14 protein-coding genes and 1 tRNA gene are annotated in these 16233 nt (G+C 74.4%); 1 reads left to right on the top strand and 14 read right to left on the bottom strand.

The genetic code is table 11. From position 1 onward, the window contains the following. Positions 1-120: 120 nt before the first annotated feature. The 10 genes from FHX32_RS32665 to ald all read right to left on the bottom strand — a co-directional run bounded on the left by FHX32_RS32665 (position 121) and on the right by ald (position 9537). Positions 121-516 (bottom strand): VOC family protein, encoded by a 396-nt coding sequence (locus tag FHX32_RS32665; protein WP_167191766.1) that lies wholly within the window; start codon positions 514-516, stop codon positions 121-123. Between the two features lie 124 nt (positions 517-640). Then, a tRNA-Pro gene (locus FHX32_RS32660) sits at positions 641-714 on the bottom strand. A 407-nt stretch (positions 715-1121) separates the two neighbouring features. Beyond that, a complete protein-coding gene (gene der / locus FHX32_RS32655) occupies positions 1122-2525 on the bottom strand; it encodes a ribosome biogenesis GTPase Der (protein WP_486481448.1) in 1404 nt (467 codons plus the stop codon). Further along, positions 2522-3202 carry a (d)CMP kinase gene (gene cmk, locus FHX32_RS32650; RefSeq protein WP_167191764.1) on the bottom strand — a complete coding sequence of 227 codons (681 nt, stop codon included), beginning with the start codon at positions 3200-3202 and terminating at the stop codon, positions 2522-2524. The genes der and cmk overlap by 4 nt, the downstream gene beginning before the upstream one ends. 190 nt (positions 3203-3392) lie before the next feature. Beyond that, on the bottom strand, positions 3393-4163 hold the full coding sequence (locus FHX32_RS32645) for a pseudouridine synthase (RefSeq protein WP_167191762.1): 771 nt from the start codon (positions 4161-4163) through the stop codon (positions 3393-3395). Beyond that, on the bottom strand, positions 4150-4962 hold the full coding sequence (gene scpB, locus FHX32_RS32640; RefSeq protein WP_167191760.1) for an SMC-Scp complex subunit ScpB: 813 nt from the start codon (positions 4960-4962) through the stop codon (positions 4150-4152). The genes FHX32_RS32645 and scpB overlap by 14 nt, the downstream gene beginning before the upstream one ends. Then, positions 4959-5885, bottom strand: a complete 927-nt coding sequence (locus tag FHX32_RS32635; RefSeq protein ID WP_486481475.1) for a segregation and condensation protein A — start codon at positions 5883-5885, stop codon at positions 4959-4961. Before FHX32_RS32635 ends, scpB begins: the two co-directional genes overlap by 4 nt. Before the next feature lie 296 nt (positions 5886-6181). Beyond that, positions 6182-7105: a ParA family protein gene (locus FHX32_RS32630; protein ID WP_109906553.1), complete on the bottom strand. Its 924-nt coding sequence runs from the start codon at positions 7103-7105 to the stop codon at positions 6182-6184. Between the two features lie 312 nt (positions 7106-7417). Next, a complete protein-coding gene (locus FHX32_RS32625) occupies positions 7418-8410 on the bottom strand; it encodes a site-specific tyrosine recombinase XerD (RefSeq protein WP_167192235.1) in 993 nt (330 codons plus the stop codon). An 11-nt stretch (positions 8411-8421) separates the two neighbouring features. Then, positions 8422-9537, bottom strand: coding sequence for an alanine dehydrogenase (gene ald / locus FHX32_RS32620; RefSeq protein ID WP_167191758.1), 1116 nt, complete (start codon positions 9535-9537; stop codon positions 8422-8424). 224 nt (positions 9538-9761) lie between these two features. On the opposite strand from ald, the gene FHX32_RS32615 reads away from it, so the two are divergent. Further along, positions 9762-10085, top strand: a complete 324-nt coding sequence (locus tag FHX32_RS32615; RefSeq protein WP_486481474.1) for a TM2 domain-containing protein — start codon at positions 9762-9764, stop codon at positions 10083-10085. Between the two features lie 92 nt (positions 10086-10177). Here FHX32_RS32615 and FHX32_RS32610 read toward each other — a convergent pair whose 3' ends face one another. The 4 genes from FHX32_RS32610 to FHX32_RS32595 all read right to left on the bottom strand — a co-directional run bounded on the left by FHX32_RS32610 (position 10178) and on the right by FHX32_RS32595 (position 16219). Further along, a complete protein-coding gene (locus FHX32_RS32610; RefSeq protein ID WP_167191756.1) occupies positions 10178-10783 on the bottom strand; it encodes an NUDIX hydrolase in 606 nt (201 codons plus the stop codon). Continuing rightward, a complete protein-coding gene (gene pyrG, locus FHX32_RS32605; protein WP_167191754.1) occupies positions 10780-12522 on the bottom strand; it encodes a CTP synthase in 1743 nt (580 codons plus the stop codon). Before pyrG ends, FHX32_RS32610 begins: the two co-directional genes overlap by 4 nt. A 158-nt stretch (positions 12523-12680) precedes the next feature. After that, positions 12681-15053: a hypothetical protein gene (locus FHX32_RS32600; protein WP_167191752.1), complete on the bottom strand. Its 2373-nt coding sequence runs from the start codon at positions 15051-15053 to the stop codon at positions 12681-12683. Continuing rightward, positions 15053-16219 (bottom strand): glycosyltransferase family 4 protein, encoded by a 1167-nt coding sequence (locus FHX32_RS32595; RefSeq protein WP_167192233.1) that lies wholly within the window; start codon positions 16217-16219, stop codon positions 15053-15055. Before FHX32_RS32595 ends, FHX32_RS32600 begins: the two co-directional genes overlap by 1 nt. Positions 16220-16233 lie beyond the last annotated feature (14 nt).

Below are 16233 nucleotides of genomic sequence, written 5' to 3'. Positions count from 1 at the left end.
GGTTCCTGGTTCGGGTTGTCTTGGAGTGACAAACCTTGATACCGGAACCCCGCTTCTCACTTCCTGATCAACACACCCCTTGACCAGGCCCCGCCCACGCCTAACTGAACGGCGTTGGGTCTAGTTCTGCGGTGCCAGGGTGCGTAGGACGCAGAACTCGTTGCCCTCGGGGTCTGCCATGACCACCCAGTTTCGGTCTGAGCCTTGGCCCACATCCGTCTTGGTGGCGCCGAGGCCGAGCAACCTGGTCACCTCGTCCTCAGTGCTGCCGTCGATCGGGCTGACGTCGAGGTGAAGCCGGTTCTTCCCGGTCTTGCCCTCGGGCACCCGGATGAACAGCAGGGTGGGCGACAGCTGGCGGGCCCGAACATCCTCAACGGTCGGCACCCAGGAGCCAATCTCGACCTTGCCCTCGCTCCGGTCGATCACCTTGAAGTCCAGCACCTCGCACCAGAAGGCCGCGAGCCTCTCGGGATCGTGGCAGTCAACGGCCAACTCGGTGAACCGACTTGTCATGGCTCTCCCAGATGTTCGGACGGGGTTCGGAGTATCGGCCGGCCAATGAGCCGTTGCTGTACTTCGCTGCCGTACAAGATCAGAAAAGGCCATCCGGAAGATCCCGAATGGCCTCTGACCTGCGTCGGGACGGCCGGATTCGAACCGACGACCCCTTGACCCCCAGTCAAGTGCGCTACCAAGCTGCGCCACGTCCCGATGCCATCGCGCGGTACTTCCCGCGACAGCCGGTACAGCTTAGCGCAGATCTTCCCGTCGCCCGCACACGCCCCTCCCGGCCCACAGGTGCGCCGCCCGCCTCACCACCTCTACGGCTTCCTAGGAAGATAGGGGGAATGCGTCGCCGACACCGCACGCAGGGACATCCGGATCTCCGAGCCGTGGAGGGTTCGCCCCGGAGCGGCGATACCGCAGAGTCATCAAAATGACTCTGCGGTATCGCGCTTGCGGGACGACCCGGCGGCCAGGAACGACACCCCGGTGGCGCGCGGGTGGAGTTGACGCGGAAGACTCCGGCCCGGAGGCATCATGGGCCGCCGGACGCTCCGCACGTCAAGGGCGAGCCGCCCGCCCCGGGTGGGAACCCCCACCCGGGAACGGACACGTCAGCCGTGCGCCTTGCCGCGGCCGCCGGGGCCGAGCTTCTTGCGCGGGCGTACGGAAATCTCGATCGGGCTGCCCTCGAAGCCGAACTCCTCGCGGAGCTTGCGCTCGACGAAGCGCTGGTAACCGGCGTCCAGCGGACCCGTGGTGAAGAGCACGAACCGCGGCGGCGCCACTCCCGCCTGGGTGGCGAAGAGGATCTTCGGCGCCCGCCCACCCCGCACCGGGTGCGGGGTGGCCTGCACCAGGGCGGTCAACCAGGCGTTGAGCTGCGCGGTCGGCACCCGGGTCTCCCAGCTGGCCAGCGCCTTGCGCAGCGCCGGGGCGAGCTTGTCGACCGCCCGGCCGGTCTTCGCCGACAGGTTGAGCCGGATCGCCCACGGGATGCGGCGCAGTTCGCGCTCGATCTCCTTGTCCAGGTAGTACCGGCGGTCGCCGTCGACCAGGTCCCACTTGTTGAAGGCGATCACCAGCGCCCGGCCGGCATCGGTGACCATGGACAGGATCCGCTGGTCCTGCTCGCTGATCACCTCGCTCGCGTCGAGCAGCACCACCGCCACCTCGGCGGCCTCGATCGCCGACGCGGTACGCAGGCTGGCGTAGTACTCGGTGCCGCTGGCCTTGCCGACCCGCTTGCGCAGCCCGGCGGTGTCCACCAACTGCCAGGTCTCCCCGCCGATCTCGACCAGGCTGTCCACCGGGTCGACCGTGGTCCCGGCTACCGCGTCGACCACCGCCCGCTCCTCCCCGGAGAAGCGGTTGAGGAGGCTGGACTTGCCCACGTTCGGCCGCCCGACCAGCGCCACCCGGCGCGGGCCGCGGGGCCGGTGCTCCACGATCTTCGGAGCCTCCGGCAGCGCGTCCATGATCGCGTCCAGCAGCTCGCCGGAGCCCCGGCCGTGCAGCGCCGACACCGGGTGCGGCTCACCGAGGCCGAGCGACCACAGCGAGGTGGCCTCCATCTCGATGGCGGTGTTGTCCGCCTTGTTCGCCACCAGGATCACCGGCTTGGCGCTGCGCCGCAGCATCCGCACCGCGGCCTCGTCCACGTCGGTGGAGCCCACCACCGCGTCGACCACGAAGAGCACCACGTCCGCGGTGGCCACCGCCGCCTCGGCCTGCGCCGCGATCGCGGCCGCCCGGTCCCGGGCGTCCGGCTCCCAACCGCCGGTGTCCACCACGGTGAACTGCCGGCCGGCCCACTGCGCGTCGTACGGGACCCGGTCACGGGTCACCCCGGGCACGTCCTCGACGACCGCCTGCCGGCGGCCGATGATCCGGTTCACCAGGGTCGACTTGCCCACGTTGGGGCGGCCGACCACGGCCACCACCGGCTGCGGACCGGGCTGCTCCTCGGTGTCGAGGTCCGGTTCCCGCAGCTCTACCCAGCCCTCGCTCCCGGTCACGCCACTCCCCGCTCGGTGAGCAGCGCGCGCAGCCGGGCAACGACCTCGTCGATGCCCAGCTCGGTGGTGTCCAGCACGACCGCGTCCGGGGCCTGCTGCAACGGGTTCACCTTCCGCGTGGAGTCGAGCCGGTCCCGGCGGGCCAGGTCGGCGGCGGTGGCGGCCACGTCGGTGGCGTCCTCGGCGCTGCGCCGGGCCGCCCGGGCCGCTTCGGACGCGGTCAGGTAGACCTTCAGGTCGGCGTCCGGCGCCACCACCGAGCCGATGTCCCGGCCCTCGACCACGATCCGGCCGTGGTTGACGATCATCTCCCGCTGCCGGGCGACGAGCAGCGCCCGCACCGCCGGCACGGCGGCGACGGCGGACACCGCCGCGGTCACCGCGGGGCCGCGGATCTCGGCGTCCACGTTCACCCCGTCGGCGGTCACGCCGTACCCCTGGGGGTCGGTGCCGATGCGCAGGTCCACCTCGCCGGCGACCTTGGCCACCGACTCGGCGTCGGCCAGGTCGACCCCGGAGCGCAGCACCGCCCACGTGATCGCCCGGTACATCGCCCCGGTGTCCAGGTAGCGGGCACCGAGGCCGGCGGCGAGCCGCCGCGAGACGGTGGACTTACCCGAACCGGACGGCCCGTCCACAGCGACCACGCAGCGCCCGGTCCGTACGTTTTCCTCCACCGTCGTCCTCCTCAGCCCGTACCTCACGGGTCGCCGGTCGCGACGCCGTGAGCGGTCGTCCATCGTCAATCATGCCCGCGGCCCGGCATCGGGCCACACGCCCTGCCGCCGCGCGCCATCCGCGCCCGCGCGTCGAGCGCGCCGGCGGCCGTCACGGAGCCTACCGGCTGCCGTACCCCGAACGACGGGGTCAGTCACCCACCGCCTTGAACAGGGCGGCCACCTCGGCGTTGGTGAGCCGGCGGGTGCGCCCGGCACGCAGGTCACCCAGCCGGATCGGCCCGATCGAGGTACGCACCAGCCGGGACACCGGATGCCCGACCTCGGCCAGCAGCCGCCGGACGATGTGCTTGCGCCCTTCGTGCAGGGTCAGCTCCACCTGGGCGGTCCGTCCCAGCGTGTCCACCACCCGGAACGCGTCGACCCGGGCCGGGCCGTCCTCCAGCTCCACCCCGGCCATCAGCCGCTTGCCCAGGTTGCGCGGGATCGGCCCGGCCACCTCGCACAGGTAGGTCTTCGGCACCCCGTAGGAGGGGTGCATCAGCCGGTGCGCGAGGGTGCCGTCGTTGGTGAGCAGCAGCAGCCCCTCGCTGTCCGCGTCGAGCCGCCCGACGTGGTAGACCCGCTGCTCCACCCGGTTGCCGAGGAAGTCGGCCAGCGCGGTGCGGCCCTTCTCGTCGGCCATCGTGGAGACCACCCCGCGCGGCTTGTTCATCGCCAGGTAGACCAGGCGGGTGTCGGCGACCAGCCGTTCGCCGTCCACCTCGATCACCGCGGTCGTCGGGTCGACCTTGTCGCCCAACTGCGCGACCCTGCCGTTCACCGTCACCCGGCGCCGGAAGATCAGGTCCTCGCAGGCGCGGCGGGATCCGACACCGGCGGCGGCGAGCACCTTCTGCAGGCGCTCGGCGCCGGTGTACACCGGCGCGTCGGGTCGGGGGGCACGGTCATCGCGTGGCATCGGCAAGCTCTTCTACGTCGTCGGGCAGGAACGGGGCGAGCGGCGGCAGGTCGTCGAGGCTGTTCAGCCCGAGCTTCTCCAGGAACATCGTGGTCGTCCGGTACAGGAACGCCCCGCTGTCCGGTTCGGTGCCACACTCCTCGACCAGGCCGCGGGAGACCAGGGTACGGATCACCCCGTCGCAGTTCACCCCGCGGATCGCGGAGATCCGCGAGCGGGTGACCGGCTGCTTGTAGGCGACCACGGCCAGGGTCTCCAGCGCGGCCTGGGTCAGCCGGACCGACTGCCCGTCCAACACGAACCGCTCGACGTAGCCGGCGTATTCCGGTCGGGTGTAGAGCCGCCAACCGCCGGCGGCCCGGCGCAGCTCGAAGCCGTGCCCGGCCGCGGTGTAGCCGGCGGCGATCTCGTCGAGCATCGGGCCGATCCGCTCGACCGGCTGCTCCAGCACGTCGGCCAGGGTCGGCTCGCTGACCGGCTCGTCGACCACCAGCAGGATGGCCTCCAGCGCCCCGCGCAGCTCTGCGTCGTCCAGCTCGGGCGCCGGCTCCGGCGCCGTCCGCCGCCGCCCGCGCTTCTCCGGTACGCCGGCAGCGCCGCCCTCGGCCGCGACCGGCCCGGGCTCCGGAAGCGGCAGCTCCGCCGCCGCGTCTCCCCCGGTCGACGCCGTGTCGGCGGTGGGTGGAGTGGCAGGCTCGGCGGGCGGCGGGGACGGCTCGGCGGTGGGCGGGCGCTGCCAGGGCGGCACCCAGGCGGCGGCCTGGTCGGCCAGGGAGTCGCGGCGCTCCTCGTTGCTCATCGCGGTCCCTCCTCGGTCCGTGCCGGCGCGCCCCCACCGGCGGCGCCCGGGTCCCCGTCGACGCTCTCGGCCCCAGCGGTGGCGCCCGCGTCCTCGGCCGGGGTGCCGGCGTATTCGTCGATGTGCAGGTCCGGGCCGCCCTCGGCAGGGCCCGTCCAGCGTACGGTCAGCTCCTCCAGGGCCTGTTCCTGGACGAAGGCGACCAGGCCCTCCCGGTAGAGCTCCAGCAGCGCCAGGAACCGGGCCACCACCTCCAGGGTGGCGTCGCAGTCGGCGCAGAGCAGGGAGAAGCTGGCCGTGCCGGCCCGGCGCAGCCGCTCGGTGATGATCGCCGCGTGCTCCCGGACGCTGACCCGGACCATGTGCACGTGGGCGATCGAGACCTCCGGCACCGGCTTCGGGGTCATCGCCCTGATGGCCAGCTTGAGCAGCCGCTGTGGGCCGATACCGAGCACCAGCTCGGGCAGCGCCTCGGCGTAGCGGGGCTCCAGGGTGACCGCCCGCGGGTAGCGGCGGCCGCCGACCTCCTCCAGCGCGGCGATGTGCGCCGCCGCCTCCTTGAACGCCTTGTACTGCAACAGCCGGGCGAAGAGCAGGTCCCGGGCCTCCAGCAGGGCCAGGTCCTCCTCGTCCTCCACCTCGGCGGCGGGCAGCAGCCGGGCCGCCTTCAGGTCGAGCAGGGTCGCGGCGATCAGCAGGAACTCGCTGGCCTCGTCCAGGTCCCACCGGTCGCCCATGGCCCGGATGTACGCGATGAACTCGTCGGTGACCCGGTGCAGCGCCACCTCGGTGACGTCGAGCTTGTGCTTGCCGATCAGTTGCAGCAGCAGGTCGAACGGGCCGGTGAAGTTCGCCAGCCGGACGGTGAACCCGCCACCCCCGGCCGCTTCCTCCGTCGCCGCACCGGCAGCGTCCGCCGCCACGCCCTCGGAGTCCGCCGCCGCACCGTCAGGGACCGCCGCCACGCCCTCGGAGTCCGCCCGGGCGCTGTCGGTGGACGCCGCCGCGTCGTCGCTGGCCGCCGGAACCGCGCCCGTGGCGTCGACCGGGCCGGCGTGGTCCCCGGCCACGGCGGCGCCAGGGCCGGCGGCGGCGCCAGGGCCGGCGGCGGCGGCTGGCGGCTGCTCCGGCGCGGCGGGCGGGTCGAGGGGCGGCGCGGTCACCGGACGACCGTAGTCCACGGCCGGCGCGGCCCGGCGCTCTGGTGGTGCACTCCGGGCTACCGCTCCGCCTGGGCGGCGATCACCTCACGGGCCAGCTGCCGGTAGTTGCGGGCGCCGGACGAGGCCGGGTCGAGCGTGGTGATCGGGGCGCCGGCGACGGTCGACTCGGGGAACTTGACCGTCTTGGTGATGACGGTCTGGTAGACCTTGTCGCCGAACGCCTCCACCACCCGCTGCAGCACCTGCCGACAGTGGGTGGTGCGGCTGTCGTACATGGTGGCCAGGATGCCCTCGAGCTCCAGGTCGAAGTTGAGCCGCTCGCGCACCTTGTCGATGGTGTCCAGCAGCAGCGCGACCCCGCGCAGGCTGAAGAACTCGCACTCCAGCGGGATCAGCACACCGTGCGCGACGGTCAGCGCGTTGATCGCCAGCAGGCCCAGCGAGGGCTGGCAGTCGATCAGGATGAAGTCGTACTCCTTGCGGATCGACTTGAGCACCCGGGCCAGGGCCATCTCCCGGGCGACCTCGTTGACCAACTGGATCTCGGCGGCGGAGAGGTCGATGTTGGCGGGCAGCAGGTGCAGCCCGGCCACGTCGGTCTTGATCAGCACGTCGTCGGCCGTGACGTCGTCCTGCATGAGCAGGTTGTAGACGGACAGGTCGAGGTTGTGCGGGTTGACCCCCAGCCCGACCGAGAGCGCGCCCTGCGGGTCGAAGTCGACCAGCAGCACCTTGCGGCCGTACTCGGCCAGCGCCGCGCCCAGGTTGATGGTCGTGGTCGTCTTGCCGACCCCACCCTTCTGGTTGGCCATCGCGATGATCCGGGCCGGCCCGTGCCGGTCGGTCGGCATCGGCTCGGGGATCGGCTTGCGCATCGTGTAGGCCGCCGGGTCCGCCGGACCCAGGTCGTTACCGAGCGCGGCCTGCTGCTCGCGGAGCTCCGACGTCCACGTCTCGGCACGGTCACCGTTGCCAGCCATGTCCTCGTTGCCCCCTCCCGACGACCACCCGGCGTCGGAGCCGACCGACGTCCTTCGCGGCGCCGCTGCGCACCCCGGTCGCATCGCCCCGCCAGGTCCGCGCCGATGCCGACTGTACGCCACCGGCCAGCAGGGCGTTCGGCACCCGCTCGGCGTGTCGGCCGCCGCCCTCGCCGCCACCCCGACGCCCTCGCCCTCACCGCCGGCGGACCGGCGCCCGCACGTTCACCGAACGAGTGGCCAACACGGTCGGCGTGGCCACTCATTCTCTGTATGTGGGCGGAACCACGGGCGGGGGTGCAGGGGGCGGGGTCAGGCGCGGGCGCGGGGGTGGGCGGTGGCGTACACCTCGCGCAGCCGCTCCACGGTGACCAGCGTGTAGACCTGAGTGGTGGTGACCGAGGCGTGACCGAGCAGTTCCTGCACCACCCGCACGTCCGCGCCGCCGTCGAGCAGGTGAGTGGCGTACGAGTGGCGCAGGGTGTGCGGGGAGACCGCCTGCGGGCCGTCGACCGGCAGGCCGGCCCGCTGCGCCGCGCGGCGCAGGATGGTCCAGGCGCCCTGCCGGGACAGCGCCCCGCCGCGAGCGTTGAGGAAGGCCGCCGGGGTGCCCCGGCCGGCGGCGGCCAGCGCGGGCCGGGCCCGCACCAGGTAGGCGCGCAGCGCCTCGACCGCGTACCCGCCGATCGGCACCAGCCGGGTGCGCCCGCCCTTGCCGCGCAGCAGGGCGGCCCCCTCGACCGGGTCGAGGTCGTCCACCGCGGCGCCGACCGCCTCGGAGATCCGCGCCCCGGTGCCGTACAGGAACTCCAGCAGCGCCCGGTCGCGCAGCGCGAGCGGTGCGCCCTCGCCGGTGGCGGCCACCGGGCCGGCCGTCTCCAGCAGCCGCACCACGTCGTCGACCGGCAGCGCCCGGGGCAGCCGGCGCGGCGGGGTGGGCGGGCGCACGTCGCGGCTCGGGTCGGCCCCGGCCAACCCCTCGCGCACCGCGAAGCGGTGCAGGCCGCGCACCGCGCTGGCGGCCCGGGCCGCGGAGGAGGCCGCCAGCGGCGGATGCCCGTCCTCGCCGGCGCGCAGCCGGGCCAGGTGCGACTCGACCAGGCCGGGGCCGACGGCGGCGAGGTCGGCGACGCCCGCCGCGGCCAGCGTGGCGAGGTACCGATCCAGGTCCCGGCGGTACGACGCCAGGGTGTTCGCGGACAGTCCACGCTCGACCGTCAGGTGGTCGAGGTAGCCGCGCACGGCACGGCGCAGGGCCGGCGCGGGCTGCGTGCCCGCGCCGGCCCCGTCCGGTGCTCCGGTCAGCCCGCCGCCTCTCAGGCCAGCACGTCGTCCAGCGGGAGGACGTCCATGCCGTGCGCCTCGGCGACCGGACCGTAGGTGACCTGGCCGGCGTGGGTGTTCAGGCCCAGCGCCAGCGCCGGGTCCCGGCGCAGCGCCTCGCGCCAGCCGTGGTTGGCCAGTTCCAGGGCGTACGGGAGGGTGACGTTGGTCAGCGCGTGGGTGCTGGTGTTCGGCACCGCGCCGGGCATGTTCGCCACGCAGTAGAAGATCGACTCGTGCACCCGGTAGACCGGGTCGGCGTGCGTGGTGGGGCGCGAGTCCTCGAAGCAGCCGCCCTGGTCGATGGCGATGTCGACGAGGACACTGCCGGGCTTCATCCGGGAGACCAGCTCGTTGGAGATGAGCTTGGGCGCCTTTGCGCCGGGCACCAGCACCGCGCCGATGACCAGGTCCGCGTCCAGCACGGCCCGCTCGATCTCGTACGCGTTGGAGGCGACCGTCTGCAGGTGGCCCCGGTAGATGGCGTCGGCCTGGCGCAGCCGGGCGACGTTCTTGTCCAGCAGCAGCACCTCGGACTGGAGGCCGAGCGCGATGGCGGCGGCGTTCATGCCGGAGACGCCGGCGCCGATGACCACGGTCTTGGCCGCGTACACGCCGGAGACGCCGCCGGGCAGCACCCCCCGGCCACCCCCGGTACGCATCATGTAGAACGCGCCGACCTGCGGGGCCAGCCGGCCGGCCACCTCGGACATCGGGGCGAGCAGCGGCAGCGACCGGTCGGGCAGCTCGACGGTCTCGTACGCGATGCCGGTGACCTTCCGGTCGAGCAGCGCGTCGGTGCACTCCTTCGACGCGGCCAGGTGCAGGTAGGTGAAGAGCACCTGCCCCTCGCGCATCCGGTGGTACTCCTCGGCGATCGGCTCCTTGACCTTGAGCACCAGCTCGGCTGCGTCCCAGACCTCGTCGGCGCTGGCCAGGATCTTCGCGCCGGCCGCGGCGAACTCGTCGTCGGTGATGGTGGAGCCGACGCCCGCGCCGGACTCGACGAAGACCTCGTGGCCGTGGCGGGTGAACTCGTTGACGCCCGCGGGTGTGATCGCCACCCGGTACTCGTGGTTCTTGACCTCGCGGGGGATTCCGACCTTCACGATGCAGACACCTTCCTTCGGGGCCGCTCTCCCCCGACTGCTCGGTGCCACGGCGGCCCCATTGCCACCGCGGTCCACCGGTCCCGCCGGCGGCAGTCTAGGCGCGTCCGCGGCCGCCGGGGGCCAGCACAGTGACATCCGGTGACCACCGACGCTGACGAAGTGTCAGGCGTCGCCTCGGCCGGCGGGGTACGCCGCCTCAGCCGTCAGGACAGTGTTCGTCCATTATCGTCCCACTCGCTGGGTACCGTTGCGGACAGGACGAGAGTCGATCACTAAGGTGTCGCCTCATGACCACTCCTCCTTACCAGCCCGGCTACCCCGCCGGCGTTTCCGACAAGAGCAAGGTGATCGCCGGTGTCCTGCAGATCCTGCTGGGCGGCTTCGGCGTCGGCCGCTTCTACATGGGCGACACCAAGACCGGCGTGATCCAGCTGGTCGTCACCCTGGTGACCTGCGGCCTCGGCAGCATCTGGGGCCTCATCGACGGCATCCTGATCCTGGTCAACGGTGGCGTCGACGGGCAGGGTCGCCCGCTGCGCGACTGACCCGACCCCCGGGACGACGGAAGGGGCCGTGCGGTATGCCGCACGGCCCCTTCCCGCGTCCGTCCGCCGGTGGACCGGCCCGACGTCCGGGCTCAGCCCGGCACCGGCGTGTCCGCCCGGCGCAGCACCGACCAGCCGGCGTCCCGGGCCCGGGCCGCGGCGAGCAGGCCGGCGACGCAGGACGCGTTGGTGATCTCGCCGGCCAGGACCATGCCGACCGCCTCGTCCAGGTCCAGCCGGACCACCTGCAGGTCGGCCTCCTCGTCGCGGCGCTCGTGCCGCGACTCCGCCGGCACGTCGGTCAGCTCACGGGCCAGGAAGACCCGGACCAGCTCGTTGGTGAAGCCCGGCGAGCTGTGCAGGTCGACCAGCACGTCCAGTCGCCCGGCGACCAGGTCGACCTCCTCGGCCAGCTCCCGGGCCGCCGCGGCGGCCAGGTCCTCGCCGGTGACGTCGGTCAGTCCGGCGGGCAGCTCCCACAGGTGCCGCCCGACCGGGTGCCGGTACTGCCGGATCAGCACCACCTGGCCGGCGGCGTCGAGCGCCACCACGGCCACCGCCCCGACGTGCCGGACGTAGTCCCGCACCGCGGTGCCGCCGCCCGGCATGGTCACCTCCTCGCTGACCACGTCGAAGATCCGCCCCCGGTAGCGTTCCTCGCGGGAGCGCACCTGGTAGCGGTGCTCGACCGCGCTCATGAGGCGGACGCCGCCCTGGCCGCGGCGGAGCCGCCGTTCTGGGCGGCCGCGTTCGCCGCCGCCTCCAGGTCGACCGGGAGCTGGTCGGCCTCGGAGTAGGTCACCGCCGCCTTCACGAACGCGGCGAAGAGCGGGTGCGGTCGGGTCGGCCGGCTCTTCAGCTCCGGGTGCGCCTGGGTGGCCACGAAGAACGGGTGCAGGCTACGGTCCAGCTCGACGAACTCGACCAGCCGGCCGTCCGGGGAGGTGCCCGAGATGTGCAGGCCGGCCCTGGTCAGCGCGTCGCGGTAGGCGTTGTTCACCTCGTACCGGTGCCGGTGCCGCTCGCTGACCTCGGTGCTGCCGTACGCCTCGGCGACCAGCGACCCCTCGGCGAGCCGCGCCGGGTACGCCCCGAGCCGCATGGTGCCGCCCAGGTCGCCCTTGCCGGCGACGATGTCCTCCTGGTCCGCCATGGTGGCGATGACCGGGTGTTTGGCCTCCTCGTCGAACTCCAGCGAGTTGGCCCCGTCCAGCCCGGCCAGGTGTCGGGCCACCTCGATGGTCATGCACTGCAGGCCGAGGCAGAGCCCGAGCAGCGGGACAGCGTTCTCCCGGGCGTAGCGGGCCGCGCCGATCTTGCCCTCGATGCCGCGCACGCCGAACCCGCCGGGGATGACGACGCCGTCCACGCCGGCCAGGGCGGCCGCCGCGCCGGACGGGGTGACACACTCGTCGCTGGGCACCCAGCGCAGCTGCACCCGGGCCCGGTGGCCGAAGCCGGCCGCCCGGACCGCCTCGCTGACCGACAGGTACGCGTCGGGCAGGTCGACGTACTTGCCGACCAGCGCGACGGTGACCGTGTGCCGGGGCTGGTGCACCCGGTCCAGCAGGTCGTCCCAGCTGCTCCAGTCCACGTCCCGGAAGGAGAGGCCGAGCCGGCGCACCACGTACGCGTCGAGCCCCTCCCGGTGCAGCACCTTCGGGATGTCGTAGATGCTCGGCGCGTCCGGGGCGGCGGTGACCGCCTCCCGGTCGACGTCGCAGTAGAGCGAGAGCTTCTGCTTGACCTTGTCCGGGATGTCCCGGTCGCAGCGCAGCACCAGCGCGTCCGGCTGGATGCCGATGCTGCGCAGCTGGGCCACCGAGTGCTGGGTCGGCTTGGTCTTCAGCTCGCCGGAGGGCGCCAGGTACGGCACCAGCGAGACGTGCAGGTAGAAGCAGTTGTCCCGGCCCAGGTCGTGGCGGACCTGCCGGATCGCCTCGAGGAACGGCAGCGACTCGATGTCGCCGACCGTGCCGCCGACCTCGGTGATCACGACGTCGGGCACCTGGCCGTCGTCGTCCGGGTCGGCCATGGCCAGGATCCGCGCCTTGATCTCGTTGGTGATGTGCGGGATGACCTGGACGGTGTCGCCCAGGTACTCGCCGCGCCGCTCCTTGGCGATCACCGCGGAGTAGATCTGGCCGGTGGTGACGTTCGCCTTGCCGGAGAGCGCCCGGTCCAGGAACCGCTCGTAGTGGCCGACGTCGAGGTCGGTCTCGGCGCCGTCCTCGGTGACGAAGACCTCGCCGTGCTGGAACGGGTTCATGGTGCCCGGGTCGACGTTGAGGTAGGGGTCGAGCTTCTGCATCACCACGCGCAGCCCGCGCGCGGTGAGCAGGTTGCCGAGGCTGGAGGCGGTGAGGCCCTTACCCAGCGAGGAGGCGACGCCCCCGGTGACGAAAATGTGCCTGGTCGTCCGTGCTGAAGGGGCCAAGGCCTGCTCCCGTGTCGTCCGTCGCGGTCGTGCAGACCGCCGTGCCGATCAGCCAAGTGATCACGCGATCCACGGGATTCCACGGTAACACCTCACCGGCGGTGTGCCGGTGCCGCACCCGAGGTACGCGCCGGTCGGCGCCGGTCCGCCTCCGCCGGTCAGGAGGTCGCGACCTCGGTGGACGAGCGGGCGGCGCGGCCCCGCTCCCCCGGCCGCGGCTCGTCGGCCGCCGTCGCGGACGACTGCCCGCCCGCCTTCGAAGCCGCCCCGGACGACGGTCCGGTCGCCTCCGAAGCGGGCGTGGACGACGGTCCGACCGGGTCGGAAGCCGGCGCGGACGGGGAACCGGCCCGGTCCGGGGCCGCGTCGGGCGATGCGGGCGCCGGGTCCGGGACGGGGTTCGCCGGGCCGTCGTCGCGCTGCCCGCCGGCCTCCGGCCGGGTCCGGTCGGTGGAGTGGTCCAGCACCCGCAGCGCGGACAGCGCCGCCATCGGCACCACCAGCGCCCCGGCCGCCCCGGCCACGTCCAGCGCCGAACCGCCCAGCACCCCGCCGATCACCGCGGCGACGGCGGTGCCCGCCATCGCCGCCCGGACCGCCGGGTAGATGCCGAACAGCCGCATCAGCCCGCCCCACGGCTGGAGCAGGGCGAACCACACCAGCAGCGCGCCGGCCAGCGCCAGCACGGTCAGCGGGCTGTTGACCAACGTCTCCACGTTGGCCGTGCTGGACCGGTGCACGGTCAACCCGCCGGTGCCGTCGCCCAGCGCGGCCAGGAACCGGCCCAGGCTGCCCCGCTCCGGCGCGGGCCGGCGCAGGTCGAGCAGCGCCAGGCCGACGGTCACCGCCAGCCCGGCCATCGCCGCCCAGGCCAGCCGGCTCACGGTGAGCCAGCCGCCGGCGCTGATCACCGCGGCCACGCTCACCCCGGCGGTCAGCGCGATCGCGCCGATCGGGTCGGCGCCGAGGTAGGGGCTGCCGACGACCACCACGGCGGCGCCGCCGACGACGGCCACCACGGCCGGCCGCCAGGAACGGCGTACCCGCTGCGCCAGCCAGCCAGCGCTGAGCAGCGCGCCGGCCAGGAACGCGCCGAGCCCCACGGTGCCCAGCCCGGCGTACCGGCCGCCCTCCAGAGCCGAGTAGCCGACCACGCCGTTGAGCTGCAACCGGGCGCCGGTGACCACGTCCAGCCCGACGGTCAGCGTGGTCAGCCCGGCCACCGCGCCGAGCGGGCCGAGCGTCGCCGGATAGCCGGGGGTGAGCCGGACGGCGGCGGTCGCCCCGATCACCAGCAGCACGGTCACCCCCGCGTACCAGGCGCCCGCGTGCTCACCGCGCCACCAGGGCACCACGTCGGCGAGCAGGGCCGCCGGCACGGCCAGCGCGGCGGCGATCAGCAGCACCTCGACCACCGCCACCACCCGCCGGGACACCGGTTCCGGGCCGTACGGGCCGGCGTGCCGGCGGGCCCGGCGCAGCATCGGCAGCACCGCCAGGCCGAGCAGCACCTGGGCGGCGGCGAGCAGGGTGAAGAACCAGCCGGCGACCCGCCGCTGGGCGGCGGCCTCCCGGTCGGCGTCGGCCGGCTGGGCGATCGCGGTGGCCAGGTCGGCCGGCCGCCCGCCCACCGACTCGGCGGGCCGGCCCAGGAAGGGCCGCTCGGGCATCGGCCGGCCCAGCGCCGCGAGCGCGGTCGGCGCGAGGTCGACCAGTTGCAGGTAGCCCTCCCGGCCGGTGCTCGCCGAGGTGAGCCAGCCGCCCTCCCAGCCCGGCCCGTCGGCGACCGCCACGTGCAGCCGGGACGGCAGGTCGGTGTCGGACACCCCGGCGACCAGCACCAGCGAGCGCGGCGGGCGGGCGGCGAGCACCCGGGCCAGCTGGGCGTCGGCCGCCCGGGCCGCCGCCTGCCGGGCCGCCGGGTCCTCGCCGGCCACGGTGCCCAGGTCGACGATGCTCAGCACGCAGGAGCCGAGCAGGACGGCCGGGTCCGCCGGCAGCGCCGGGGCGTACCGGTCGACCCGGCCGAACGGCCGGGCCGCGGCCACCGCCGCCCCCGGCCCGACCGCCACCGAGCAGCGCACCGACTCGGACAGCGAGCCCGGGACCGTGCCCCACGGCAGCCGCTCCTGATTGTGCAGCACGACGCTCTCCTGGTCGGGCAGGTTCGCGCCGATGCCGTCGGGCTGCTCGACGGTGACCGCCGCCGGCGGGCACGCGCCGGCCTGCCGGCTGCCGTTCCACGCCGCGTAGCTGCCCGCGCCGAGGGTCAGCCAGCCGTCGACCGGGCAGGTCGGCCGGTGCGCGGAGCGCACCGACAGCGAGCCGATGGAGCCCCGCTGGGCCATCCGCCACAGCGTCGGGGTGGTCTGCGGGTCGACGTCCTCCCAGCGCAGCCCGGCCACCCCGGCCAGCACCACGAAGTCGGCGGTGCGACCGGGGGCCTCCGTCGTCGGCCGGGCCGCCAGCGCGGTGATGCCGAGCGCCACCACGACCAGGGTGAGCAGCGCGGGGGCGATTCTGCGCAGCATCACCGGCGTCCCGTCGAGGAGGCGTCGGCGCCGGGGGTGGCCGGGCCGGCGGCGTCCGGGGCCAGCTCGGCGTAGAGGGCGGCGAGCTGAGCCAGGGTGTCCGCCTCGGTGGGCCAGCCGGCGGCCCGGGCGGCGCCCCGGCGGGCCAGGTCGGCGCGGCGGGCCGGGTCGTCGAGCAGCCCGCGCACGGCCGCGTCGACCGCGTCCACGTCGCCCGGCGGCACCAGCACCGCGGCGTCGCCGACCAGCTCGGGCAGGCCGCCGACCCCGGTGGCCACCAGCGGCACGCCGGCCCGCAGCGCCTCCTGCGCGAACAGCTGGCGGGCCTCCCAGTCGCTGGTCACCACGGCCAGGTCGGCGCCGGCCAGCAGATCGGCCACGTCGGTGCGGTGGCCCAGCAGGGTGACCGGGGCACGGGCGGCGGAGATCCGGGCGGCCAGCGGCAGGTACGCCGGGCCGCTGCCGGCGATCACCACCACCGGCGGCGGGGTCCGGGTACGCCACCGGGCGGCCGCGTCGATCAACACGTCGTACCGCTTCTGCGGGTGCAGCCGACCGACCGAGACGATCAGCGGCTGGTCCGCGGCGACGCCGAACTCGGCCCGGACGGCAGCCCGGCGGCGGCGCGGCGCGGGCAGCGCCGGCGCGGCGACCGGGGCGAGCCGGGCGTCCGCGGCGCCCAGGTCGGCGGCCCGTGCCACCAGGTCGGCGGAGGCGCCGAGGGTGACCCGGGCGCCGCGGGCGACGATCCGCTCGACCAGCCGGGACAGGCCGCCGCGCAGGCCCCCGGCGAGCACCGCGTTGTGCCAGGTGACCACCACCGGAACGGCGGGCCGGGCGAGCACCGCGACCAGCCCGGCCCGCAGGCCGTGGGCGTGCAGCACGTCGACCGGCTCGGCGCCGAGCGCCCGACGCAGCGCGGCCACCGCCCGCGCGTCGGCCGGGGTGGGGCTGGCCGGGATCTCCACCGGGTGGAAGCGGGCTCCGGCGCCGGTGAAGTCGAACTGTTCCTGGGTCGCGGCCGGGCCGCAGACCAGCACCCGGACGCCGGCGGCGGCCAGCCCGGCGGCCAGCGAGCGGACGTGCTGCCCCACCCCGCCGGTGCTGGAGGCGAGCAGCAGACCGATCGTGCCGTGCCAGCCGGGAACCGGTGCCGGTTGCGTCACCACGACCCCCTCCG

The organism is Micromonospora sp. CNZ280 (assembly GCF_011759515.1).
Note: the sequence above shows the minus strand (reverse complement) of the source record. Positions and strands in the feature narration are given on the sequence as shown.

Bases quoted from the DNA above. Each gene is read 5' to 3' on its own strand.
- FHX32_RS32665 (WP_167191766.1), bottom strand. From the start codon at position 516: ATGACAAGTCGGTTCACCGAGTTGGCCGTTGACTGCCACGATCCCGAG.
- FHX32_RS32645 (WP_167191762.1), bottom strand. From the start codon at position 4,163: ATGCCACGCGATGACCGTGCCCCCCGACCCGACGCGCCGGTGTACACC.
- scpB (WP_167191760.1), bottom strand. From the start codon at position 4,962: ATGAGCAACGAGGAGCGCCGCGACTCCCTGGCCGACCAGGCCGCCGCC.
- FHX32_RS32630 (WP_109906553.1), bottom strand. From the start codon at position 7,105: ATGGCTGGCAACGGTGACCGTGCCGAGACGTGGACGTCGGAGCTCCGC.
- FHX32_RS32610 (WP_167191756.1), bottom strand. From the start codon at position 10,783: ATGAGCGCGGTCGAGCACCGCTACCAGGTGCGCTCCCGCGAGGAACGC.
- FHX32_RS32600 (WP_167191752.1), bottom strand. From the start codon at position 15,053: ATGCTGCGCAGAATCGCCCCCGCGCTGCTCACCCTGGTCGTGGTGGCG.